General features: G+C 69.9%; 24 protein-coding genes and 1 pseudogene. 9 read left to right on the forward strand and 16 right to left on the reverse strand.

The window, feature by feature from the left end:
* The first annotated feature begins 65 nt into the window (after nt 1-65).
* Both RZ1_RS02955 and RZ1_RS02960 read left to right on the forward strand, forming a co-directional pair.
* Entirely contained in the window at nt 66-731 is a 666-nt protein-coding gene (locus RZ1_RS02955; RefSeq protein ID WP_072809060.1) for a fasciclin domain-containing protein, read from the forward strand.
* A 31-nt stretch (nt 732-762) separates the two neighbouring features.
* Nucleotides 763-1,344: a lipocalin family protein gene (locus RZ1_RS02960; RefSeq protein ID WP_072809062.1), complete on the forward strand. Its 582-nt coding sequence runs from the start codon at nt 763-765 to the stop codon at nt 1,342-1,344.
* A 56-nt stretch (nt 1,345-1,400) separates the two neighbouring features.
* Here the strand turns inward: RZ1_RS02960 and RZ1_RS02965 are convergent, their stop codons facing one another.
* From RZ1_RS02965 to RZ1_RS02975, 3 genes are all read right to left on the reverse strand, one after another.
* Nucleotides 1,401-2,885 (reverse strand): SDR family oxidoreductase, encoded by a 1,485-nt coding sequence (locus tag RZ1_RS02965; RefSeq protein WP_072809064.1) that lies wholly within the window; start codon nt 2,883-2,885, stop codon nt 1,401-1,403.
* Entirely contained in the window at nt 2,882-4,246 is a 1,365-nt protein-coding gene (locus tag RZ1_RS02970; RefSeq protein ID WP_072809066.1) for a TIGR01777 family oxidoreductase, read from the reverse strand. The genes RZ1_RS02965 and RZ1_RS02970 overlap by 4 nt, the downstream gene beginning before the upstream one ends.
* An 82-nt stretch (nt 4,247-4,328) precedes the next feature.
* On the reverse strand, nt 4,329-5,684 hold the full coding sequence (locus RZ1_RS02975) for a cryptochrome/photolyase family protein (RefSeq protein ID WP_072809175.1): 1,356 nt from the start codon (nt 5,682-5,684) through the stop codon (nt 4,329-4,331).
* Nucleotides 5,685-5,863: 179 nt separating this feature from the next.
* Here RZ1_RS02975 and RZ1_RS02980 point away from each other — a divergent pair, with 179 nt between their 5' ends.
* Nucleotides 5,864-6,088: an RNA-binding S4 domain-containing protein gene (locus tag RZ1_RS02980; protein WP_072809067.1), complete on the forward strand. Its 225-nt coding sequence runs from the start codon at nt 5,864-5,866 to the stop codon at nt 6,086-6,088.
* A gap of 37 nt (nt 6,089-6,125) precedes the next feature.
* On the opposite strand, the gene rraA is transcribed toward RZ1_RS02980, so the two are convergent.
* Nucleotides 6,126-6,620 carry a ribonuclease E activity regulator RraA gene (gene rraA / locus RZ1_RS02985; protein ID WP_072809069.1) on the reverse strand — a complete coding sequence of 165 codons (495 nt, stop codon included), beginning with the start codon at nt 6,618-6,620 and terminating at the stop codon, nt 6,126-6,128.
* Nucleotides 6,621-6,744: 124 nt separating this feature from the next.
* On the opposite strand from rraA, the gene RZ1_RS02990 reads away from it, so the two are divergent.
* Nucleotides 6,745-7,497 (forward strand): FadR/GntR family transcriptional regulator, encoded by a 753-nt coding sequence (locus RZ1_RS02990; RefSeq protein ID WP_072809071.1) that lies wholly within the window; start codon nt 6,745-6,747, stop codon nt 7,495-7,497.
* Nucleotides 7,498-7,500: 3 nt separating this feature from the next.
* On the opposite strand, the gene RZ1_RS02995 is transcribed toward RZ1_RS02990, so the two are convergent.
* From RZ1_RS02995 to RZ1_RS31130, 4 genes and pseudogenes are all read right to left on the reverse strand, one after another.
* Nucleotides 7,501-8,730, reverse strand: a complete 1,230-nt coding sequence (locus RZ1_RS02995; protein WP_072809073.1) for an Nramp family divalent metal transporter — start codon at nt 8,728-8,730, stop codon at nt 7,501-7,503.
* Entirely contained in the window at nt 8,727-9,101 is a 375-nt protein-coding gene (locus RZ1_RS31125; RefSeq protein ID WP_072809075.1) for a DUF5313 family protein, read from the reverse strand. The genes RZ1_RS02995 and RZ1_RS31125 overlap by 4 nt, the downstream gene beginning before the upstream one ends.
* Nucleotides 9,102-9,119: 18 nt before the next feature.
* A complete protein-coding gene (locus RZ1_RS03005; RefSeq protein ID WP_072809077.1) occupies nt 9,120-10,961 on the reverse strand; it encodes an AMP-dependent synthetase/ligase in 1,842 nt (613 codons plus the stop codon).
* Nucleotides 10,962-10,971: 10 nt separating this feature from the next.
* A pseudogene (locus RZ1_RS31130) lies at nt 10,972-11,181 on the reverse strand (hypothetical protein); the annotation flags it as partial.
* A 78-nt stretch (nt 11,182-11,259) separates the two neighbouring features.
* Here RZ1_RS31130 and RZ1_RS03010 point away from each other — a divergent pair.
* Nucleotides 11,260-11,754: a hypothetical protein gene (locus RZ1_RS03010; RefSeq protein ID WP_072809079.1), complete on the forward strand. Its 495-nt coding sequence runs from the start codon at nt 11,260-11,262 to the stop codon at nt 11,752-11,754.
* 521 nt (nt 11,755-12,275) lie between these two features.
* Nucleotides 12,276-13,829: a succinic semialdehyde dehydrogenase gene (locus RZ1_RS03015; protein WP_072809081.1), complete on the forward strand. Its 1,554-nt coding sequence runs from the start codon at nt 12,276-12,278 to the stop codon at nt 13,827-13,829.
* Between the two features lie 16 nt (nt 13,830-13,845).
* Here the strand turns inward: RZ1_RS03015 and RZ1_RS03020 are convergent, their stop codons facing one another.
* Together RZ1_RS03020 and RZ1_RS03025 are read right to left on the reverse strand one after the other, a co-directional pair.
* A complete protein-coding gene (locus RZ1_RS03020) occupies nt 13,846-14,616 on the reverse strand; it encodes a DUF427 domain-containing protein (protein ID WP_072809177.1) in 771 nt (256 codons plus the stop codon).
* 55 nt (nt 14,617-14,671) lie between these two features.
* Nucleotides 14,672-16,222: an MDR family MFS transporter gene (locus RZ1_RS03025; protein WP_072809082.1), complete on the reverse strand. Its 1,551-nt coding sequence runs from the start codon at nt 16,220-16,222 to the stop codon at nt 14,672-14,674.
* A gap of 141 nt (nt 16,223-16,363) precedes the next feature.
* Between RZ1_RS03025 and RZ1_RS03030 the strand changes: the two genes are divergently transcribed.
* Nucleotides 16,364-17,407 (forward strand): CapA family protein, encoded by a 1,044-nt coding sequence (locus RZ1_RS03030; protein ID WP_218020434.1) that lies wholly within the window; start codon nt 16,364-16,366, stop codon nt 17,405-17,407.
* Nucleotides 17,408-17,445: 38 nt separating this feature from the next.
* Nucleotides 17,446-18,198, forward strand: a complete 753-nt coding sequence (locus RZ1_RS03035) for an ABC transporter permease (RefSeq protein WP_072809084.1) — start codon at nt 17,446-17,448, stop codon at nt 18,196-18,198.
* Between the two features lie 6 nt (nt 18,199-18,204).
* On the opposite strand, the gene RZ1_RS03040 is transcribed toward RZ1_RS03035, so the two are convergent.
* Nucleotides 18,205-18,849, reverse strand: coding sequence for a TetR/AcrR family transcriptional regulator (locus RZ1_RS03040; RefSeq protein WP_169917849.1), 645 nt, complete (start codon nt 18,847-18,849; stop codon nt 18,205-18,207).
* Nucleotides 18,850-18,905: 56 nt separating this feature from the next.
* Nucleotides 18,906-19,955 (reverse strand): lysylphosphatidylglycerol synthase transmembrane domain-containing protein, encoded by a 1,050-nt coding sequence (locus tag RZ1_RS03045; RefSeq protein ID WP_072809088.1) that lies wholly within the window; start codon nt 19,953-19,955, stop codon nt 18,906-18,908.
* A gap of 129 nt (nt 19,956-20,084) precedes the next feature.
* On the opposite strand from RZ1_RS03045, the gene RZ1_RS03050 reads away from it, so the two are divergent.
* Nucleotides 20,085-20,729, forward strand: a complete 645-nt coding sequence (locus RZ1_RS03050; protein WP_072809090.1) for a UdgX family uracil-DNA binding protein — start codon at nt 20,085-20,087, stop codon at nt 20,727-20,729.
* A gap of 21 nt (nt 20,730-20,750) precedes the next feature.
* Here the strand turns inward: RZ1_RS03050 and RZ1_RS03055 are convergent, their stop codons facing one another.
* From RZ1_RS03055 to RZ1_RS03070, 4 genes are read right to left on the reverse strand one after another with little or no spacing between them, the layout of a single operon-like run.
* A complete protein-coding gene (locus RZ1_RS03055) occupies nt 20,751-21,680 on the reverse strand; it encodes a CopD family protein (protein ID WP_072809179.1) in 930 nt (309 codons plus the stop codon).
* 5 nt (nt 21,681-21,685) lie between these two features.
* Complete coding sequence (locus RZ1_RS03060) at nt 21,686-22,219, reverse strand: copper resistance CopC family protein (protein WP_072809092.1); 534 nt, start codon at nt 22,217-22,219, stop codon at nt 21,686-21,688.
* A complete protein-coding gene (locus tag RZ1_RS03065; RefSeq protein ID WP_072809094.1) occupies nt 22,216-22,878 on the reverse strand; it encodes a YcnI family copper-binding membrane protein in 663 nt (220 codons plus the stop codon). The genes RZ1_RS03060 and RZ1_RS03065 overlap by 4 nt, the downstream gene beginning before the upstream one ends.
* Nucleotides 22,879-22,915: 37 nt before the next feature.
* A complete protein-coding gene (locus tag RZ1_RS03070; RefSeq protein WP_072809096.1) occupies nt 22,916-23,404 on the reverse strand; it encodes a hypothetical protein in 489 nt (162 codons plus the stop codon).
* Between the last annotated feature and the right edge of the window lie 7 nt (nt 23,405-23,411).

A 23,411-nucleotide genomic window follows, 5' to 3' on the forward strand; every position in this document is an offset into this window, starting at 1 on the left:
GAATGACCGTTGACACACCCGATCGACGGAGCCCTCGGGCCCTCGCCACGGAAGGAAGACGAACGATGGCAATTCGAACGCGAAAGAGCATGGCGCTGATCGGCATCGGCGCGGCAGCAGTAATGGGTCTGGCGGCCTGCTCGTCGGACGATTCCGACACGACTGCGGAATCGCCCGCAACGTCGGCGGCGTCCGCGATGACGACGACGGAATCGATGACCACCGCGCAGACCGCGGCGTCCGCTCCGGTGGGGCCGGGTTGCGCCGCCTACGCGGAGCAGGTGCCGACCGGACCCGGTTCACTCGAAGCAATCGCGCAGCAGCCGGTCGCAACCGCCGTCGGGGACATTCCGGTCCTGACCACGCTGAACGCGGCGGTGTCCGGGCAGCTCAACCCGGACGTGAACCTCGTGGAGACGCTCAACGGCGGCGAGTTCACCGTCTTCGCGCCGGTCGACGACGCGTTCGCGAAGGTCGATCCGGCGACGATCGAGACCCTGAAGACCGACTCGGCGCTGCTCACCGACATCCTGACCTACCACGTGGTGCCGGGCCAGATCGCGCCCGCGGACATCGCCGGTGACCAGACCACGGTCCAGGGCGCTGCCGTGACGGTCACCGGATCGGGTGAGAACTGGAAGTTCAACGACGCCAACCTGATCTGCGGTGGAATCGAGACCGAGAACGCCACCGTCTACCTCATCGACGGTGTGCTGCTGCCTCCGCAGTGACCCGCTGCCCGGACCGACGGAAGGAGATCTCGTGAAACGAGCGTTGCTCGGACTCGCCGCGACGGTAATCGCCGCGGCGGGTTCGGCCCTCGTCGCGGCGCCCGCCCAGGCCGCACCGCTGACTCCCGTTCCCCAGCTCGACGTGACCCGGTACGTCGGCGACTGGTACCAGCTCGCCGCCAACCCGGCACCGTACAACATCGACTGTGTTCGCGACACCACCGCGAACTACACACTGTTAGACGAACGCAATGTGCGCGTGGAAAATTCGTGCACGACGATCACCGGTGAACGGCGCGGGATCGTCGGCAACGCCCGGGTCAACGACACCGCATCGCTGCACGTGTCCTTCCCGGGTGTGCCGTTCCAGGATTCACTCGACGGTCCGAGCAACTACATCGTCACCTACCTCGCCGACGATTACTCCTGGGCGCTCGTCGGTGACCCGAGCCGCGTGTCCGGGTTCGTGCTCTCGCGTTCGCCGGTGGTGGACGACGCTGCGTGGCAGCAGATCCGCACGGTCGTCGAGGGTGCCGGTTACAACTCGTGCCTGATGCTGACGTCCCCGACCACGGAAGGACTGCAGGAGATCAGACCGCTCTGCACGGTGTAGCGGACGATGAAGCCGGCACCGGGATCGCACCATCGGACGCGACCCCGGTGCCGGCCTCATTCGCCCACGGCCGCCGCACGGCGCGCCACCCCCGCGATGTTCTCGAGCATCCCTTTGAAGATGATCCCGTGGAACGGCAGCAGCGCATACCAATACAGCCTGCCCGCAAGGCCCTTGGGAAAGAAGATCGCCCGCTGGTGCAGCCGGGTCCGGTCCGGGCCGAGCGGTTCGAGGCGCCATTCGAGCCACGCGCCACCGGGGGCGAGCATCTCGGCGCGCAGCCGCAGCAGTTCGAAGCGGTCGATCCGCTCGACGCGCCAGAAGTCCAGGGCGTCGCCGGTGTGCAGTGTGGTCGCGTTGCGCCGGCCGCGTGCCAGGCCCACGCCGCCGGCGAACCGATCCAGCCATCCGCGGATCGTCCACGCCAACGGGAAGGAGTACCAGCGGTTCTCGCCGCCGATGCTCTCGACGATCGGCCACACCTCCCCGGCGGGACAGTCGCAGTCCAGGCTGCGTTCGTCGGTGAACACCACCTCGCCGGCCCAGTCCGGATCGGACGGCAGCGGATCGGCGGGGGCACCGACCGGTGAGGCGTTCGCCCAGGTGGTCTCCACTTCGCCGCGGTCGATCCGACGCAACGCCAACGCGACCGCGTCCCGGTATCCGGTGGTGCCGCCCGGCGGGGGCGGGATCACCGCATCGATGTCGTGCTCCGTGACGATCGCGTCGGTGCTCAACGATTCGATCAATGCCCGCCCCAACGACGGGGGAATCGGGGTGACCAGGCCGATCCACAATCCGGCCAGTCGCGGGGTGAGCACCGGCAGCACCACGATGCGCCGTCGCAGCAATCCGGCGACCTCCGCGTAGTCCTGCAGCATCTCTCCGTAACGCAGCACGTCCGGACCACCGATGTCGAACGTGCGGCTGCGGCGGAGCGGTGCGTCCGCGGCCGCGACGAGATAGTGCAGCACGTCGCGCACCGCGATCGGCTGGATCCGGTTGTTCACCCATCGGGGTGTGGTCATCACCGGGAGGCGGTTGCCCAGGTGGCGGATCATCTCGAACGACGCCGAACCCGACCCGATCACGACGCCCGCCTGCAGCACCAGCGTCGGCACCCCGGAATCGAGCAGGATCCGGCCGACCTGCTCCCGCGACCTCAGGTGCGGCGACAGCCGTTCGGAATTCGGATGCAGGCCACCGAGATACACGATCCGTCCGACACCCGCACGGCGTGCCGCGGCGGCGACATGTTCGGCCGACCGCTGCTCGGCCTCGACGAATTCGCCCTTCCCGCTCATCGAGTGGACGAGGTAGTAGACGACGTCGATGTCGCGGCACGCGGCGTCCACCGAGTCCGGGTCGTCGAGATCGCCCCGCACCACCTCCACGTCGCCCGCCCACGGGACGTCGCGCAGCTTGTCGGGGCTGCGGGCCAGCACCCGCACCCGGTGACCGGCGGCGACGAGACGAGGAGCGAGGCGACCGCCGATGTATCCGGTCGCCCCGGTGACCAGTATGCGCAACGGTGCCGTCATGTCGGTTCGAGGATGTGCCCGAGCTGATGCCGCAGGCTCGCCTCGAGGTGGGGACGGCGGAAGGTGTGCCCGGCGTCGACCAGCCGGCGCGGCACCACGTGCTGGTCGGCGAGGGCGAGCTCGCGGGCACCCTGGTCGCCGAGAAGCAGTTTCGGACCGAACGACGGCACCGGCAGCAGTGCCGGTCGGTGCAGCACGCTCGCCAGGACCCGCGTGTATTCGTCGTTGCGGACCGGCTCGGGCGCGACGGCATTCACGGGCCCGGACAGGGCCGGGTCGGCGAGTGCCCGGTGATAGACGTCGACCAGATCCTCGAGGTCGATCCACGACAGCCACTGCCGGCCGTCGCCGAGCCGGCCGCCGAGCCCGGCGGCGAACAGCGGTCGCATCAGTTGCAGGGTGCCGCCGCGCGAGGTCTGCACGATTCCGGTGCGAACGTGGACCACCCGCAGGCCGCCGGCGTCCGCGGGTTTCGTCGAGGCCTCCCAGTCGGCGACCACGTCGGCGAGGAAACCCGAACCGCGGGAGGCGGTCTCATCGAGCGTCTCGTCACCGCGGGAATAGCCGTACAGGCCGATCGCGGACGCACAGACGAACGAGGCCGGTCCGTTCGGGGTGTTCGCGGCGCATTCGGCGAGCAGGCGGGTCGGTTCGATACGGCTGTCGCGGATCGCCGCCTTGTGGCTGTCGGTGAAGCGGCCGGCGATCGACGCACCCGCCAGATGCACGACGGCGTCGACACCTTCGAGCAGATCGTCGGCCGGCATCCGGGGATCCCAGTACCGCTCGTGACGGTCGCGGGCGGGTCGGCGCACGAGCCGGATCACCCGATATCCGCCGGTGGTCAGGAAGGCGGTCAGTGCGCTGCCGATCAGCCCGGAGGCGCCGCTGACCGCGACCGTCACCGGCCGCACACCCTGCGCGTGGGACCAGCGGTGAGCGTCGAGGTCGTCGGCGAGCTGCCGGTGCCGGTACCGAAAGGTCTGCACCAGTAGCTTTTCCGGAATCGGAGTCTCGACCCGGTCGACGATGCGGGTGCGGTCGCGGCCGACCTGTTCGAAGACGTGCTCGTGCCGCCACGACCCGACGACACCGGCCGGCAGCGACGCCAAGCCGTCGCGGCCGAGTTCGTCGACGAACCGCGTGGGCGGGTCGTAGTCCTCGGGGCGATGGTCGGCGACCCACCGCAGACCGCCCGGAAGACCCAGCACCGCGCGGCCGTCGGCGAGCGAGTCCGCCTCCGCGATCACCCGCATCGGCTGCCACGGCGGCAGCAGCCGCTGGATCGCACCCGGCCGAGTGTGCCAGGCGAAGACGTCCTCGCGCGGCACGTCGACGATGCTCGAGTACTCGATGCCCATGGTCCCTCCGTCTCAGCTCCGTTTTGTCGGGTAGTTCGGGACGGCGCCGCCTCCGGATGGGTGGATCATCGGCGCCATGTCGTCACCGACTTCCGATTTCGGCGTACCGGGCCAGCGCGACCCGCCGTTCGTGCGCGTGGTCGACGATCGGATCCGGGTATCCCGGTGACGACCCGAACGGCGGCCGATGCACGCCCTTGCCGGGCACGCCCCGCAATTCGGGTACCCACCGGCGCACGTAGTCACCCGCCGGATCGAACTTCTCGCCCTGCGTCATCGGGTTGAACACCCGGAAGTAGGGGGCGGCGTCGGTGCCGCACCCGGCCGTCCACTGCCATCCGTGCTGGTTCGACGCCAGATCGCCGTCGACGAGGTGATCCATGAAGTGCTGCGCGCCCCGCCACCACGGCAGATGCAGATCCTTGGTGAGGAACGACGCGACGATCATCCGCACCCGGTTGTGCATCCAGCCTTCGGCGAGCAGCTGACGCATCCCCGCGTCCACGATCGGGAATCCCGTGCGACCCTGCTGCCACGCGGCGAACGCGCGCTCGGCATCCGGGCCGGTGTCGTAGCGGATGTCGTCGAACCGGTCGTTGAAGTTGCGGCGCGCGGTGTCCGGCCGGTGGTGCAGCACATCGGCGTAGAAATCGCGCCAGCACAGTTCGCTGCGCAGCGTCGTCGCGCCCGGATCAGAACGGTCGCGCAGGTCGTGCAGCAGTGTGCGGGGATGCAGGCAGCCGAACTTCAGGTACGGCGACAGCCGGCTGGTGCCGTCGAGGTCCGGACGGTCCCGGTCGGTGTCGTATCGGTCCAGGGCATCGTCGCGGAACTGCCGCCACCGTGTCCGTGCCGCTGCCTCCCCGGCCGGCGGCAACGCCACCTCGAGGCTGCCCTCGTCGACCGGAATCGACGCCCGGCCGCGAATGCCGTCCGGATCGATCCACGTCACCGTCGACGCGCGGGTGCGGGCCGGTGCCCGCCACCCGTGCTCGAGCCATGCCTTCCGGAACGGCGTGAACACCCGGTACGGGCTGCCGTCTCCCTTGAGCACCCGGCCCGGGGAGACCGCGTAGGGCGACCCCGTCCGGACGAGCGGCACCTCGCCGAGGGCGTCCTCGACCGCGTGGTCCCGGCGGGATCCGTACGGGGCGTGATCGGCGCTGACGTGGACCGAGCCCGCACCGAGGTCGCGGGCGAGCCGCGGGATCACCGTCACGGGATCACCGCGGACGACGAGCAGCCGCCCGTCGAGGTCGTCGTTCAGCGCGCGCAGGCAACGCAGCAGGAACGTGGTGCGCGGACCAGGTCGCAGCAGCCGGTCGTCGAGGACGAACACCGCGGTCGCGCTGCCGGCGGCGTCGGCGGCGGACAGCAGGGTGGGCAGGTCGTGCAACCGCAGATCGCGACGGAACCAGACCAGTGCGGGACAACTCACCCGTCCAGTGTGCCCGGATCGGCCCAGGGCGACACCCGACTTCGGCGGCCCGTCGATCTCGCCGACGAAGCGGACAGCCGCGCGGTGACGCACGTGCGCGGCTGCCCCGCCGATGCGCGGCTGCCGTAGCCGGGGCACGCGAATCGTCGATTCGTCCCTTCTCGGAGAGAATGGGAGGCATGTCCGACGCCTATGAAGTACCCATCCGCGACGAGTCGATCCGGCTCGGCCAGTTCCTGAAATTGGCGAACCTCATCGAATCCGGAGCGGAGGCGAAGGAGGTCATTGCGGACGGTCTCGTCTCCGTCAACGGCGAGGCGGAGTTCCGGCGTGGCCGTCAGCTGCACGTCGGCGACATCGTGGAGATCGCCGGGGCGAGCGCCCGCGTCACCCGCGACGAATAGGGCGCGAGGCCGAGACGGAGGAGTGTCGAGGAGCCGCTCAGGCTTCGGCGCGGACGACGACGCCGTCGCTGTCGCTGTAGACGATCTCGCCCGGGTTGAAGGTCACTCCGCCGATCTCGACGGGCACGTTCTTCTCTCCGGAACCGGTCTGGGTGCTCTTACGCGGGTTGGTGCCCAGCGCCTTGATGCCGATCTCGAGGGTGCGCAGGATCGCCGAGTCGCGGACCGCGCCGTTGACGATGACCCCGGCCCAGCCGTTGTCGACGCCACGGCCGGCGATGATGTCGCCGACGAGGGCGGTGTGGATGCCGGCACCACCGTCGACGACGAGGACGCCGCCGTTGCCCGGCTCGCTCAGGGTCTGCTTGACGAGCAGGTTGTCCTGGAAGCAACGGATGGTGGTGATCGGCCCGCAGAACTCGGTGTGCTTGCCGAACTGGATGAACTGCGTGTCGCAGCTGCGGATGTCCGGGCCGATCTCGTCGGCCAGGTCGGCGGTGGCGGTGAACTCGGGCGTGGTTGCTTCGCTCATGTAGCAGAGGATAAATCCCTGCTCATACGGTCAGATGAATACACTCATAACGGCTCAAAGCGGTAAATTCTTGTATTCTCAGCGGACAGCGCTGGGCTGTGCGACGGGACTACAGGATGGTGAAATGCCACTCGACGGACGCTCGACGGTTGTTCGCGTGCCGAAGGCCGGCGAACTGATCGCGGCGAGCCTGCGCCGGCAGATCATCACCGGTGAGCTTCAACCCGGCGAGCCGCTGCCGAACGAAGCGGCCCTGATGGAACGGTTCGGGGTGTCCCGGCCGACGCTGCGCGAGGCATTCCGCATCCTCGAATCCGAAGGCATCATCACCGTCCTGCGTGGCGCTCACGGCGGCGCCCGCGTCCAGGCGCCGGACGGGTCCACCGCCGCTCGCTACACCGGTCTGCTGCTGCAGTACCGCGGCGTCGCACTCGCCGATGTGTATCGGGCCCGCACCGAACTCGAGGTCGCGGCGGTCGGTCTGATCGCCGCGAACCCCGACGGCCGTGTCGACACCCTCGCCGAACTTGTCGAGTGCGGCGACGAACTGACCGAGGACCCGGGTGCGTTCGCGCGCCACGACACCGAAGTGCACCGGATGGTCATGGAACTCGGTGGCAACGAGACGATGGCGGTGCTCGCCGGCATGCTGCTCGACATCATGGACGCCCACAACGCTCTCTACATCTCGACGCGCAGCGACACCTCCGACCGTCCGGGAGCGGCGATCGCGCTGCGCTCCCACCGCAAGCTCATCGACCTGTTGCGCACCGGGGAACCCGGTGCCGCCGAAGCGTTCTGGCGCAAACACCTCGACAGCGTCGAACGGGTCATGGCCGGAGATTCGGCGACCACGCTCGTCGAGGTGCTGTCGTAGCGGTCAGCCGCTGAAGGTCAGCCACAGCAGCGCCGCGTTCAGCGCGACGATCAGACCCACCGTCAGCCAGGCGGCGGCGCTCGTCGCCGGACGATTGCGCTGCCCGCCCATCAACACGGCATCGGAACTGATCCGCACGAGCGGCACCAGCGCGAACGGAATGCACATGCTCAGCACCACCTGACTGAGCACCAGCGCGAATGTCGGATCGACACCCACCGCGAGGAGGATCAGCGCGGGCACCATCACGACCACGCGGCGCACGACCGGACGGAGCCGGATGTGCAACAGGCCGGCCATGATCTCGGCGCCTGCCGCCGATCCGACCGCGGTCGACGCCAGGCCGGACGCGAGCAGCCCGATCGCGAAGACCACACCGATCGTCGGGCCCAGGGAGTCGGTGATCGCGGCGTGCGCACCCTCGATGCTGTCGGTGCCGTCCCGGCCGCGCAGCGCCGACGCGGCGAGCAACAGCATGCCGATGTTCACGCTGCCCGCCACGACCAGGCCACCGACGACGTCCCAGCGGGTCGCCCGCATCACCCGGTCCAGGCGAGGACCCGGTTCGACCCGGCCGTGCCGGGCGCGGGCGAGCGCCGAATGCAGGTAGATCGCGTGCGGCATCACCGTCGCGCCGAGCATCGACGCCGCAAGCAGCACCGTCTCGGTTCCCTGGAAGCGCGGCACCAGACCGGCCGTGGCGTCGGTGAGCGACACATCCGTGAACGCCAGACCGGTCAGGAACCCGACGGTGATGATCGCCAGCAGCGAGACCACCACGAACTCGAACGAACGCTGGCCGCGGCGGTCCTGCACCGCCAGGATCGCGATGGACACGGCACCGGTGATCAAGCCGCCGACGAACAGTGGCAGGCCGAACAGCAGGTGCAGGGCGAGGGCGCCGCCGATCACCTCCGCGACGTCGGTGGCGATCGCCATCACCTCGGCCTGGAGCCAGAACGCGCGGCGTGCCGGGGTGCGCAGGCGCATGCCCAGCAGTTCCGGTAGCGAACGGCCCGTGACCACCCCGATCTTCGCGGACAGGTACTGCACGAGGATCGCCATGATGTTGGCGACCACCAGCACCCACAGCAGCAGATATCCGTAACGGGCGCCGGCGGTCAGGTTGGCCGCGACGTTGCCGGGATCGACGTATGCAACGGCCGCGACAAAGGCGGGTCCCAGGAGCAGGAAAAGGCGCGGTGGGTGTGTCGTCGAGTGGGTCGTGGTCACCGACCGTGTCGGCGTTCGTACGCGGCCCGTTCGACGTCCGCGCGAGCCCGGTCCTTCGCGCCGAGGAGAGCCGGGTCCAGTCCGTGCTGCTGCAACCGGTGCCGTTGCCAGATCGGCCGCAGCGCGACCGCGAAGTAGATCCACGGAAGCAGCAGCAGCATCATCATCGCCAGCGGAATCCACACGGGGCCCGGGATCAGAAGGAACAGCAACAGGAACGGGATGATCGGGGTGATCCAGCGCACCAGGTAGCGGCGGACCGCGCCGGGGCCGAGGACGTCGTTGCGTACCCATTCCTGCATGCCGGCGGGCAGCCGGCGACCGAACACGTACCCGACGGTCTGGAGGAAATTCGGTCGTGCGCTACTCATGTGCACCAGGATAGTGCCCTATTCGTAGAGGCTCGAGATGCTGTCGGCGAATCGGTCGACCACCACCTTGCGGCGCAACTTCATGCTGGGGGTCATGTCACCGGCCTCGACGGTGAGTTCCCGATCGAGGATCGTGAACTTCTTGACCTGTTCCCACCGGTTGAGCTGGGCATTGAGTTCGTCGACGTAGCCGGCGATCAGCGACTCGGTCTTCTCGTCCCGCGCGATCTCCGCGAACGACTTCCCGCCGAGACCGTTCTTGGCTGCCCACTCGCCGATCGCCTCGGCGTCGAGCGCGATCAGCGCGATGCAGTACGGCTTGCCCTCTCCGTATACGACGATCTCGGAGGCGTACGGGCAGATGCCCTTGAACGTCGCCGCGACCGCGGACGGGGCGACGTACTTGCCCTGCGACGTCTTGAACATGTCCTTCTTGCGGTCGGTGATGCGCAGGAAGCCGTTGTCGTCGATCGTCCCGATGTCGCCGGTGTGGAACCAGCCGTCGCTGTCGAACGCCTCGGCGTCCGCATCGGGGCGGTCGTGATAGCCGCTCATAATGCCGGGCCCCTTGACGAGGATCTCGCCGTCCTCGGCGATCTTGACCTCGGTTCCCGGGAACTCCCAGCCGACGGTACCGAACCGGTATGCGGCCGGGCGGTTGAGGAACGACGCGGCGGACGTCTCCGACAGCCCGTACCCCTCGAGCACCTTGATGCCGACCGCGTCGAACCACTGTGCGACGTCGTGGTCCAGCGGGGCGGATCCGGAGACGAAGAAGCGCAGCCGGCCGCCGAACCGTTCCCGGATGGTCGAGAACACGAGTTTGTCGGCGATCTTGTGCTGCACCGCATCCAGCGCCGACGGTGACTTGCCCCCCTGGCGCGCCGTCGACACCCGCAACCCGACCCCGACCGCCCAGTCGAAGATCTTCTTCTTGAGGCCGCCTTCCTCCTCCATCATCCCCTCGATGCGGGCGTGGGCCTTCTCGAAGATCCGGGGGGCGGCGCCCATGAACGTCGGGCGCACCACCGCGAGATTCTCGACGATCTTGTCCACGCGGCCGTCCACGACGGTCGGGAAGCCGACCTGGATCGGCACGCTCAGCAGCACCTTGCCGAACACGTGCGCGAGCGGCAGCCACAGATACTGGAGGTCGTCGGGTCGCAGAATTCCCAGTGCGTCGACGACGGACGCGGTGTACGTCCACGCCGAATGCGGCAGCCGCACGCCCTTCGGTTTGCCGGTGGTCCCGGACGTGTAGATCAGCGTCGCGAGATGCTCGGGCTTGATGCCATCGATGCGATCGCGCACGGCGCTGGGCTGCTCGTCGAGCAGATTCCGGCCGAGGTCCTCTAGTTCGGACAGGCTGATCACCCAGTCGCCGTCGCCCGTGCCGTCGATGATCACCACCTTGCGCACGTCCGGCAGTTCCTCGCGGTGGGCGGCGAGCTTGTCGACCTGCTCCTGATTCTCTGCGATGACCACGCGGCTGCCGGAGTTGGAGACGATGAACGCGACGTCGGGGGCGTTGGTCGTCGGATACACCGTGGTGGTCGCGCCGCCCGCGCACATCGTGCCGAAATCCGCGAGGATCCACTCGTACCGCGTCGACGACGCGAGCGCGACGCGGTCCTCCGGTTCGACGCCCAGGGCGATCAGGCCGGCGGCGATGAGACGTACGCGGTCGCCGGTCTGCTCCCAGGTCGCGCTCGTCCATCCACCCTTGCCGTCCGGGAAGCGGAAGGCCTCGTCGTCCGGATTGCTGGTGACGCGATCGATGAACAGTCGGGCGAGCGATGGAGCCCGCTGCTCGACCTTCGAATAGTCGACGGCCTCGTCGGACTTGCTCAGGACGGTCATGCGCACAAGTCTAGGAAGCCCGGTCCGGTAAGGTCTGGGCTTTCGCGAGGATCGGGTCCTTCGGCCCCCGGCCGATCGCGAGCGTCATGACCGCCGCGAGCGCGCACAGGGCGCCGGCGACGTAGAACGCGGCGTCCTACCCACCGAGACGGTCGCGCACCAGGCCGGCCAGGAACTCGACCGGTCCCGCACCGATCTGGTGCGACGCGAGGACCCGTCCCTGGCGTGCGCGTCGTTCCGCTGTGAAAGACGGAGCCGGCGGGAGGTGTGAATTGCCGGGTGAAGGGAATCCTCCGGTATGGAACCGAATCGACGAAGTGTGCGCCCCGAGGCGGTCCTCGGGGGCCGATTGCTTACCTTCGCCGGTGACGGCGACATCGTCGGCCTGTCCCAGCAGGTGACCGCGCTGGTGTACGGCGTCACGCCGGGCGAAACCTCGTACGACGAAGTGCTCGAGTGGGTGGTGACCTCGATCGCCGAGGTCATCACCGACAAGATGGGACCGATCATCGACAGTGAGGTCGACGGTGCCACGGGCTATGCGGTCACGTTGCGTACCCCGGACGGGACCCAGCTGGCGGTCGACGACCTGCCGGCCCCCGAACGGCATGTGTGGAAGGCGATCGTCGGGACCCTCGAGGGAGATTCGCGGCGGGCACACACTTGCCTCGATGCCGTCGAACACGGCAGCGGACCCGGGGAACAGGCCCACGCACTGATCGAGGCGATCGGCTGGCTCGACCGCCTGCTCGGTCTTCCCGCGCTGAACGGGCCGTACACGGTTCCCGACTAGATCATCGGTGCTCTGAACGGCGATCCCCAACGGGCCGAAGCTTGCCGTCGGGTCGCTGTCCTCGCACGGGACACAGTTCTTCTAGAGCTTCCCGAGCGATTTCACGCCGGTCACCGTCCGGCAGTCCGGTGTGACAAGCCACAGGCGTTCCGCGTGCCCGACTTCGAACAGCCCGTTCGCACGTTGGGTGACGGTCCCGGCCGGGAGTTGGGCAGCGCAGGAGCGAATTGCGGCGTGGACCTCCTCGTCGGAGATTCGAGCATGCCGCTGATCTTGGCGAAGGACTGCCGAACACGGACCGTCAGGTACAGCTCCGAGGCGTCGAGGGCGTCCGCGAAACGATGGTCGCTTCCTCGCCGGACAGCCGCGCGCGACCGGCTGCGCGCGTCTGTCGTATCACTCGGTGGATCTGGCTCGCGGCGACCGGGTTGCCGCCGACCGTCACAGATTTGTGACAGCGACCACCTTCGCGCGCTAAATTTGGTGTTACTCGGAAAACTACTCACCGGTAGGGGTGCGATATGCCTGCTCCCAGCGCTGCGACCTTCACGCGGCTCGCTGACCTCATTGCCATCGACGACGTCGCCGACCGGACAACCCGGCCGGTCGTGGAGGCGTTCAGCGGACGGGAGATCGCGACGATTCCGGTCGGCACCGCCGACGACGCGAAGGCCGCGATCGAGCGGGCCCGCGTCGCCCAGGCGGCGTGGGCGGCCCGGCCCGTCGCCGACCGCGCGCGGATCTTCCACCGCTACCGCGACCTCGTGCTGAGTCGGCGCGAGGAACTGATGGACATGGCGCAGGCCGAGACCGGCAAGTCCCGCACGTCCGCGCAGGAGGAGGTCGTGGACATCGCGATCACCGCCCGCTACTACGCGCGCACCGCCGAGAAGCTGCTGCGTCCGCGCCGCGCCACCGGCATGCTGCCCGGCCTGACCAAGACCGTCGTGCGGCACCATCCGAAGGGTGTCGTCGGCGTCATCGCACCGTGGAACTACCCGATGACCCTCGCGGTGTCCGACGCGATCCCCGCGCTGCTCGCCGGCAACGCCGTCGTCCTCAAGCCGGACAGCCAAACCCCGTACTGCGCGCTGGCGTGCGTCGAACTGCTCTACGAGGCCGGGTTGCCGCGCGATCTCTTCGCGGTCGTGCCCGGTCCCGGCTCGGTCGTCGGCACCGCCCTCGTCGAGAACACCGACTATCTGATGTTCACCGGGTCGTCGCAGACCGGCCGGCTCCTCGCCGAGCAGGCAGGACGCCGCCTCATCGGTTTCTCTGCCGAACTCGGCGGCAAGAACCCCATGATCGTCACCGCCGGTGCGAACCTGCGCGAGGTCACCGACGCTGCCGTGCGCGCGTGCTTCTCGAACTCCGGTCAGCTGTGCATCTCCATCGAACGCATCTACGTCGAGAAGTCCATCGCACCCGAGTTCACCCGGATGCTCGGCGACCGCGTCCGCAAGATGGCACTCGGCCCCGGCTACGAGTTCGGGATCGAGATGGGCAGCCTCATCAACGAAACGCAGGTCAAGACGGTCTCGGCGCACGTCGACGATGCGGTCGTCAAGGGCGCGACGGTCGTCGCCGGTGGCAAGGCCCGCCCCGATCTGGGACCGCTGTTCTACGAACCGACCGTGCTCACCGACGTCCCCGAGGACGCCGAGTGCTACCGGGAGGAGACGTTCGGTCCGCTCGTGTCGGTGTATCCGGTGGACGACGTCGACGAGGCGATCCGCCGCGCCAACGACACCGAATACGGCCTCAACGCGTCGGTGTGGGCGGCGACCAAGGCGCAGGGCGAGGCCATCGCGTCGCGTGTCCGCGCCGGCACCGTCAACGTCGACGAGGGCTACGCGCCGGCGTGGGCGAGCACCGACGCGCCGATGGGCGGCATGGGCATCTCGGGTGTCGGTCGCCGGCACGGGGCGGACGGGCTGCTCAAGTACACCGAATCGCAGACGGTCGCGACCACGCGGATCCTCAACCTCGGCGGGCCGCGCGGACTGCCACCGAAGCTGTGGGCCAAGATCATTCCGCCGTTCATCCGGTCGCTGCAGTGGCTGCCGGGTAGGTAATGGGCGCTCGCCGGGCTCAGCCAGGGTCGACGGTGATGTCGGTGGCCTCGCCGTAGAACGCGAGGTGCCCGGCGATCGCCGCCACGGCCGCGATGGGCTCGGGATACGACCACGCCACGTTCTCGACGCGGGGTGTCCCGGCGAACGACCAGTACCGGGCCACCCCCTTGTACGGGCACGCGGTGCGCAGCTCGGACTCCTCGAGCTGCGCGAAGTCCACATCGTTCGCGGGAATGTAGTACCGCACGGGCAGGCCCGTCTCGAACAGCAGCACCGGCGCGTGGGTGTCGGCGACCACGCTGCCGCCGATCGCGACCGTCACGTGCCGCGAGCTGGGTAGCGCGTCGACGCGACTGTACGGATCGCGGGGATGCACGAACACCTCGGTGTCCTCCTCGAACCAGTGCTCAGCGCCCGGCAGTTCCTCACCGGGCTGCGTCCGACGGAACCACTCGAATGCGATGCGGTCGTCGAGGCCGTCGACGTCCGGTGCGAACGCGACCGCGGGTGCACGCCGATCGCCGATGACGACGTCGAACCACTGCCGCACATCGGGCCGCCGGTTTCCGGGGCCTGTTGCGGGGGATAGTAGTTCGGTGTGCACATCGTGGGCCGGGAACGCATAGAACGGGACAGGTCGGCCGGGTGGCCAGACCAGCAGCGCACCGGTGCTGTCGACCACCGTCCGCCCGAACCAGCTGCCGCGGACGCGGCGGGCGCTCGGCTCGAACCGGTAGACGTCCGTTGGCTGACCGGGTCGGGCGATGGCGGGCTTCCGTGCGGCCACGCATCGACGGTAGGCCTGTTCCGGCGTCCGGTGCAGCGGAAACGACGCCGCGCATTCACCGAACGGCCGCAACCGGCTCCGTGGTGGGCCGGTCCTGCCGGCGCTCGATGGTGGTGGCCAGCGGCTTCTCCACGACGAAGCACAGCAGCACCATCGCGACGAGCGCGAGCGGGCTGATCCACAGGAAGATCGGGGTCAGTGCGTCGTTGTACGCCTCGACGACCGGGAGCCGTACCGCGTCGGGAAGCTGCCGGACGGCCTCGGGCGTCAGGGAATCGGCGGCGACCCCGGCCGGGGCGCGCTCGGCGATGAGCGTGGCCACCCGGCTCGCGAAGACACTGCCGACCACCGCCGATCCCAGCGTCGCGCCGATCTGCCGGAAGTAGTTGTTGCCGGCGGTGGCGGTGCCGACCTCCTCGATGGGGAAGGAGTTCTGGACGACGAGCACCAGGATCTGCCCGGCCATGCCCAGGCCCACCCCGATCACCGCGACGAAGCAGCAGAGCACCCACGTCGGGGTGGTGACGGTGAGCAGCGACAGCAGCACCAGCCCGGTCGCTATCAGCACCGAGCCGACTATCGGGATCGTCTTGTAGCGGCCGGTGCTCGTCACCAACCGTCCCGCCAGCGTGGAGGTGAGGAACAGCGAGCCCATCATCGGCAACATCAGCAGACCCGCCACGGTGGCACTGACACCGGTGACCATCTGCAGGTAGGTGGGCATGTACCCGGCGACACCGAACAGCGCGACGCTCACGAGCAGACCCGCGACGGTGAGCAGGTCGAAGTTGCGGTCGCGGAACAGGTGCAGGGGCAGAACGGGTTCGGCGGCACGGGACTCGACGAACACGAACAGCACGGCCGCGGCGATGCTGCCGACGACGAGACCGACGATCGTCGTGGAAGTCCACGCGTAGGTCGTGCCGCCCCACGTGGCGATCAGCACGATGCCGGTGGTGGCGACGGACAGGATCGCCATGCCGGCGATGTCGATCGAGGGACGGGGGCCGGTTCGAGCGGGCAGGCGCAGGAACACGACGGCCGCGGTCGCGGCGAGCAATCCGAGTGGCACGGTGATCCAGAAGACCCAGCGCCAGCCCGGACCCTCGGTGAACCAGCCGCCGAGCAGTGGTCCGGCCACCGACGACAGCGCAAACACTCCGCTCATGATGCCCATGTACCGGCCGCGTTCGCGCGCGGGGATGACGTCGGCGATCGCGGCCTGCGACAGGATCATCAGGCCGCCACCGCCGGCACCCTGGATGGCGCGGCCGACGATGAGCCAGGTGATGTCACCGGCTGTCGCACTCACGACCGAACCGATGAGGAAGATCCCGATTGCGGCCAGCAGCAACGGTTTCCGGCCGAACAAATCGCCGAGCTTGCCGTACGCGGGCATCATGATCGTCGAGGCCAGGATGTAGACGGTGATGACCCACAACATCAGGTCGGCGCCGTGCAGTTCGCCGACGATCGTCGGCAGCGCGGGGTTGAGCACGGTCTGGTTCAGCGAGGCCAGCAGCATGGTGAGCATGAGGCCCGCGAACAGGAACACCAGCCCGCGGGGAGACGTCGTAGGAGCGGGTGCGGCGGTATCGGTGCTCATGGCCGGAATACCTCTCTGTCGGCGAGCCGGTCCTGTTCGAACGCGGTGTCGCCCGCCGATTCGACCATCGCTAATTACACTAGTGCAAAAATGCATTGCTGGAAATCGCTTTCCGGACGGTCGGGCGATAGCGTTGCAGATGTGCCGGGCACGATCACGTTGTTCCTCGCCGGGGACGTGATGACCGGGCGCGGAGTGGACCAGACCCTGCCGCACCCGGGCGGCCCGGCACTGCGCGAGAGCTACATCAAGGACGCCCGCGACTACGTCGCGCTGGCCGAAGAGCGGAACGGGCCCATTCCGCGGCCCACCGACTTCCACCGGCCGTGGGGGGCGGCGCTCGCCGTTCTCGACGACACGGCACCCGACGCGCGGATCGTCAACCTGGAAACCTCCGTCACCGTCTCCCGGGACTATGCGCGGCACAAGGAAATTCACTACCGTATGCACCCGGCGAATCTCGGCGTGCTCGCCGCCGCCCGGATCGACGTGTGCGCGCTCGCGAACAACCATCTGCTCGACTTCGGCCGGCGGGGACTGACCGAGACGCTCGACGCGTTGACAGGGGCGGGCCTCGGGTACACCGGCGCCGGGCGCGACGACGCCGAGGCCTGGCAGCCCGCGCGGTCCGGCCGGGTGCTGGTGTGGTCCGTAGGCGCGCGGTCGAGCGGAATCGGTTCCGCCGATGCCGCGACGCCCTCGCGGCCCGGGGTGGCCCTGCTGCCCGACCTGTCGGCGACGACCGCCGATCGCCTGACCGGGCGTATCGCCACCCTCCGGACCCTCGGCGACATCGTCGTCGTCTCCGTGCACTGGGGCTCGAACTGGGGGTTCTCCGTTCCCCGCGCCCAGGTCGACTTCGCACGCCGCCTCGTCGACGGGGGCGTCGACGTCGTGCACGGGCATTCGTCGCATCACCCGCGGCCGGTCGAGATCTACCGGGGGCGGCTGGTGCTGTACGGCTGCGGTGACCTGATCAACGACTACGAAGGCATCGGCGGCTACGAGGAGTACCGCGGCGACCTGCGCGCGCTGTATCTGCCCGTTCTCGACGCGGATTCGGGCGAGCTGCGGGAACTGCGGGTGGTGGCGCTGCGGTCGCGGCGCATGCGCCTCGAGCGTGCCACCAATGAGGAGGAGCGCTGGCTTCGTGCCGCCCTGGACCTCGGCGACGCACACCCGTAGCCGCTCGCACCGCCGTACCCCGTGGCTACGCTGCTCGGGTGACCGGTGACCTGCACGTCCTCACCCAGTCGCTGCTCGGCGTTCTCGTTCTCGTCGTCGTGGCCACCTCGGTGCTGTGGGGATACGGTGTTCCGCACCGGTTCGCGCCCGCCCTCGCGATCGCGCGCGGCGCCGTCCAGCTCGCTCTCGTCAGCCTCGTGCTCAGCGGCGTCATCACCGACGGCCGCTGGGTCGCGGTCGTACTCGCGGTGATGTGCGCGGTCGCCACCTGGACCGCGACGCGCCGGATCGGACGCGGCACCGCCACCCTCGGGATCGTCGCGGTCGCGGTGCTGGCCGGCGCCGGGGCGGCCCTGCTGATCGTCTTCGCGACCGGCGCGATCGAACTGTCGCCGCGCTACGCGCTCGCCATCGGCGGCATCGTCATCGGCAACGCCATGACCGTCGCGGCACTGGCCGGGCGGCGCTTCCTCGAGATCGTCGACAGCCGATGGGAGGAGGTCGAAGGATGGCTCGCGCTCGGCGCCACCCCGCGCCAGTCGACGGCCGAGCTCACCCGGGTCGCGGTGCACTCCGCGCTGATCCCGGCGACCGACCAGACCAAGACCACCGGCCTGGTGACGCTGCCCGGGGCGTTCGTGGGGGCGATCTTCGGCGGCCTGTCCCCGCTCGAGGCCGGCCGGTTCCAGATCGTGGTGCTCGCGTCCATCATGGCGGCCGCGTCGATCACCGCGGTCGTCGTGGCGCGCGGGCTCGGTCCGGTCCGGTACCGGCCGACCGTCCCGTCCTGAACGGGCTCAGCGGCCCGTCCCGCCCCGGAACCCGACAACTTCCCTGAACACCGCGAGCGCCCGATCGACGAGTTCCTCGACGTCGACCCCCGGTTCCGCGATCGACGAGCGCATCGCGAACCGGATGATCGCGCCCGCCGACAGGACCAGCATCTGCGCGGCCTCGCGGCTGCCGACACCGTCGGTGACGGTGCGATCGGACTCGCCGAGTTTCTCCGCGACCAGATCCGACACCAGCGACTGCGCGGTGTCGACGTGCGCGATGCGTCGCCGCGCCAGCTCCGGATGACGGCAGATGAGCTCCGTGTTCCGTTCGCGCTGCTCGGCGCCGGGGCCGGAGCTCTGCAGCACGTCGAACAGCAGGCGAGTGACCTTCTCCACGGCGTCCTCGTTCGCACCGAGGGTGAACTCCGCCGCGGTGCGCTCGTCGATAGCGGGGGCACGCAGGCCGAGGACGGCGTCCTCCTTCGATGCGAAATAGTTGAAGAACGTGCGCGCGGACACGTCGGCTTCCGTGACGATCGACTCGATCGTCACGTCGGCGAGACGGTCGTGGGTCAGCGCGGCGGTAGCTGCCGCAGAGTGGATCGCGGTCCACGTCCGAGCCCGTTTGCGCGAACGCAGTGAGAGCTTCGGCGCGGTATCGGTCACGAGGTTCCTCCAGCCATCGGTACCACCGTAGTGCAGGGCCACGGCGCCGTGGCGAGCTATGCGGCCGCGGCCTCGTGGGCGGGGTCGGCCTCGCGCCGCGCGACGTGCCGCAGCAACGGAATGCTCCCGGCCCCGGCGACCAGGGGGAACCAGTAGGTACACATCCGGTAGATGGCGACGGCTGCGGCGGCCGCGCCGGCATCGAACCCCAGCGCCACGAGACCGGCGACCAGACCGGCCTCGACGATGCCGATACCGCCCGGGGTCAGCGGGATCTGCCGGGCCACCTGCGTCGCGACGTGCAGGGTGGCCAGCGAGGCGACCCCCACCTCGATACCGACCGCGAGGCACGCCGCGATCAGGCACAGCAGGTCGAAGGCCCATTTCGCGGTGGTGAGCGCGAACACCCGGTGCCACACCACCCGCGGAAGGCGGACGATCTCGGCGAGAGCGAGCGTGAGTTTCACCTTCCAGCCGGCGCCCGGAGGGGTCTCGACGCTCGGGGCGGGGACGCGGCGCCGGGCCACCTCGAGGGCGCCCACGACCGCGGCGATCCCGGCGGCGACGCACGCCGCGAGGACGATGTTGTGCACGTCGTCGGCCATCCACCCGGCCACCTGCGGACTGATGGTCGCCGAATAGACCAGGCACAGGGCCAGCATCGACACCCCGGTGGACAGGGTCAGCGCGACCACCGCGTTGCCGGGGGTCAGACCCGCGACCGTCAGCCAGCGATAGTTGTAGCCCGCGGCGAACGCACCGCCGGCGGGCAGTCCCTGCGTCACGGCAGTGGATGCGTAGGTCACCAGTTCGGATCGGCGCCGCGACATTTCGCCCCCGAACGCGGCGACCACGACGTTCTGCAGGCGGGCCAGCATGTGCATCGCGACCATCTGGACGGCGAAGGCGCCGATCACCCACTGCAGCTGGGCGGCGAGCACGGCGTCGCGGATCGTGGACAGAGCGGGAAGCTGGCCGCGGAGGATCCAGACGGCCGCGACGACGACGGCGAGAGTCGGCAGGGTGCGGGTCGCGGGATGCCGAAGGACACTGCGCACCGTCGAGCGGCGTCGTGTCTGCGCTGCCGTGGTCGCGATTCTCGGCATCGGGTCGTCTCCTGGATCGGTCGCCCGATCGTAACTCTGCAGCTGTGCAATCTTTCATTTCTGTGACATTTCATACGTCCGTCGGGGGGCGGTCCGGTTCCCGCACGGGCCACGGGGTATCCAGCAGGTATGCCCACGCATCCCGGTGCCCAGCAGTATCTGCCCCACAGCACCGACCTCGACGACCTCGCCGCCGCTGCCGCCGGATGCCGCGGCTGTGACCTGTACCGCTACGCCGGGCCCACCGTGTTCGGTGCCGGGCCCGCGACCGCGCGACTGCTGCTCGTCGGCGAACAACCCGGCGACCAGGAGGACCGCGCAGGCGAGCCGTTCGTCGGACCGGCCGGGCACCTGCTCGACCGTGCCCTCGAGAAGGCCGGGATCGCCCGCGGCGACGTCTACGTGACCAACGCCGTCAAACACTTCAAATTCGCCCGGGACGCCGGCGGCAAGCGCCGCATCCACAAGAAACCGGCGCGCGGCGAGGTGATCGCGTGCCGGCCGTGGCTGTTCGCCGAACTCGAGGCGGTACGCCCCGACGTGCTCGTGTGCCTCGGGGCGACGGCCGCGCAGGCACTGCTCGGCCCGTCCTTCCGGATCACCGAACATCGCGGCCAGGTCCTGCACGCCGACCCCGAACTGACGCTGCCGTCCGATCCGCAGATCGTCGCGACCGTGCATCCGTCGGCGATCCTGCGGATGCGCACCGGCCGTGACGACGCCCTCGAGTCGCTGGTCCGCGATCTGCGGCGCGCGGCGAGTCTCCTCGACTGAACGGTCCGGGAGGGCAGACGCTCAGGCGGTGGTCGCGAGGGCGGCGGCCAACCCGAACGCGACCGACGACGCGCACACCTCGAGCACCGCATTGCGCAGTGACACCTCCGCGGTCGCGCGGTGGGCGGCCGCGGCGGGCACCCACGTGCGACGCCACCACGACGCCACGCCCACCAGGCCGGCGAGAAGCACCGCCTTGGCCAGCACGATCCGGCCGTACCCGGTGTCCACCAGGGCGGACACCGAACCCAGCCGTACCGCCGCGTCGATCACCCCGGTGGCGACCAGCGCCACGACGCACCACACCGCGAGCGTCGAATAGCGCGGCAGCAACCGGGCCCACGCACCCCGGGACCGCACCGTCAGCGCGAGGGCGACCAGCACACCGACCCACAGACCGGCCGCGAGGACGTGCACCGCGTCGAGCAACGACCCCAGAGGTTGCTGCGCCATGTGCCCGGAGACCGGTCGCGCGATCAGGGCCGGCGCTGCCGCCGCGAGCACCGGAGCCGTCGGCCACGACGCGCCCCGCCGATACGCGGCCACCGCGACGACGGTGCACACCGCGACGCACACGAACGCCGCGACGCCGATCCGCCCGGACCCCACGGTCCCGGCGAACTGCGCGAACCGTCCGGTGTCGAGCCGGGTGACCGGCACCCCGGCCACTGCGGCCGCCTCGAACACCAGCAGCGCGCCCTCGCACACCAGCCACACCCCGCCGAGCGCGGCGATCGCCCGCCACAGATCGGCGAACGCGACGGGGGGACGACGGTCGCCGCGGACCGCGACCCCGACCGCGGCCAGGCCCAGCACGGTCACGCCCGCGCACAACGACAGGGCGCGCACCCAGCTCGACCCCTCCGGCGCGGCCAGCAGCCATCCGGCGGCCACGCCCGCGGTTGCGCCGACGGCGGCACCGAGCAGCCACCGCCGGCGCACCCGCCACACGGCGATCAGGCCTTCGGCTTGCGCAACGCGAACCACAGTCCGCCCACGACCACCACGACCGCGGCCGCGACGAACCACCACACCGCGATGCCGCCGCCGTCACCGTCGGTCTCCGCGGAGGACGACGGTGAATCGGTGCTCGTGCCGGCGGCCGGTTTGCCGGGCGTGCCCGCTCCGTCCTGCGTGAGCGTGAACGTGCGCGTGCCGCTGACGGGGTGACCGTCGGCGGAGGTGATCCGGAACGCGATGGTGTACTGGCCGGCCGGCCCCAGCTCGCCGACCTCGACGCTGGCGGTCGCGCCGGCGACCGCGGGAGTGCCGTGTGACCACAGATTTCCGTCCGGTCCGACGACGGTGAGCGCCGCGAACTGCTCCTGCATCGGCTCGTTGAACGTCACCGACACCCGCTCGGGTGCCTGCGCGATCTGCGCGCCCTCATCCGGGTTGCTGGACAGGACGACAGCATGCGCCGACGCCGGGCCTGCGGACATCAGTAGTGCCGCGATCAGGGCGGCCAGGACTGCGAACATGCGATTCATGAGCGTCGCCCCTTCGCGAACGCACCGAGCCCGAGGGCGGCGCCGAGCGCGCCCAGCACCAGGCCGATCCCGCCGAGCCAGCGGGCGGTGTTGTCGGTGGCGTCCTCGGAGGTCGCCGTGGTGTCGGTGGTTGCCGTGGTTTCGGTGCCGTGCGCGTCGCCGTCGCTGCCCGCGGTGAGAGTCAGGGTCGGCGCCGGCTTCTCCGGCTCGTCGTCGCCGGTCGTGGCCTGATCCCACGCGACGACCTGGCCGTCGCTGTAGGTCTGCACCGCCGGGAACGACACCGTGTCCTGTTCGGGCAGCGGCCCCGCGGACAGCAGGAACTGCTGGAACTGGCCGGGACCGACGGCGACACCGGGGTCGGCGGTCCACGTCACGGAGGTCGCGAGGCCGGACGCCGGGTCTTTCGTGACGGTCGCGGTCCATCCCGGCATCGGCTCGGTCCGCGCGGACTTCAGGCCGGGGAGTGCCACCGTCACCGCGGTGGTTCCGGCCGTTTCGGACTCGGTGGGCACCCGGAACGTGAGCACCGAGTAGCCGCCCTGCGCGGCGCCGGGGGCGACGACCCCGACGTGTGCGGACGCGACGCCGGCACCGGCGAACAGCGTCGCAGCGGTGATGCCCGCGGCCGTGACGGCGCGGGTCGGGAGGGTCTTCATCGGGTATGTGGCTTTCTGATCGGAGAGGAGATGCGGCTCAGGCGACCGCGACGGGTGGTCCCCTCCGACGGATGCTCGGCGGCGGTCGAGCCTCGACGATCCGGCGCACCGCACCGCCCGGTCCCACCTGCACCGGAGCGTCGACCGGCACCGGACCGGCCGACAGCACCGCGCGCACCACCCGGGTGATCGCCGCGTGCAGCCGTCCGGCGACGGTGAGCAGCCGGGCACATCCCGCGACCGCGACCACGTGTGCGGCCAGCATCGTCCACGACAGGTGGGTGTGCTCGGCCGGGACGGTCGCCAGGACGGCGTGCGTGCCGGCCTGGCCGGCCGCGAGCAACGCGACCGTCGGCACCGCCGGTAGATGCGCAGCCGCGACACCGACGGTGGCGGCGATCGCGACCAGCAGCACCGCGCCCGGTGCCGCGGGCATTCCGCCACCGGCCGCGGCGTGCGCGACGATCGCGAGTGCTGCTGTCAGAGCACCCGCGGTCGCACCGCGCAGGACCGGACCGGTAGCCACGGGAACG

Origin of the sequence: Rhodococcus zopfii NBRC 100606 = JCM 9919, from assembly GCF_001895025.1 — a bacterium.
In the GTDB taxonomy this organism is placed as follows: Bacteria; Actinomycetota; Actinomycetes; order Mycobacteriales; family Mycobacteriaceae; genus Rhodococcus; species Rhodococcus zopfii.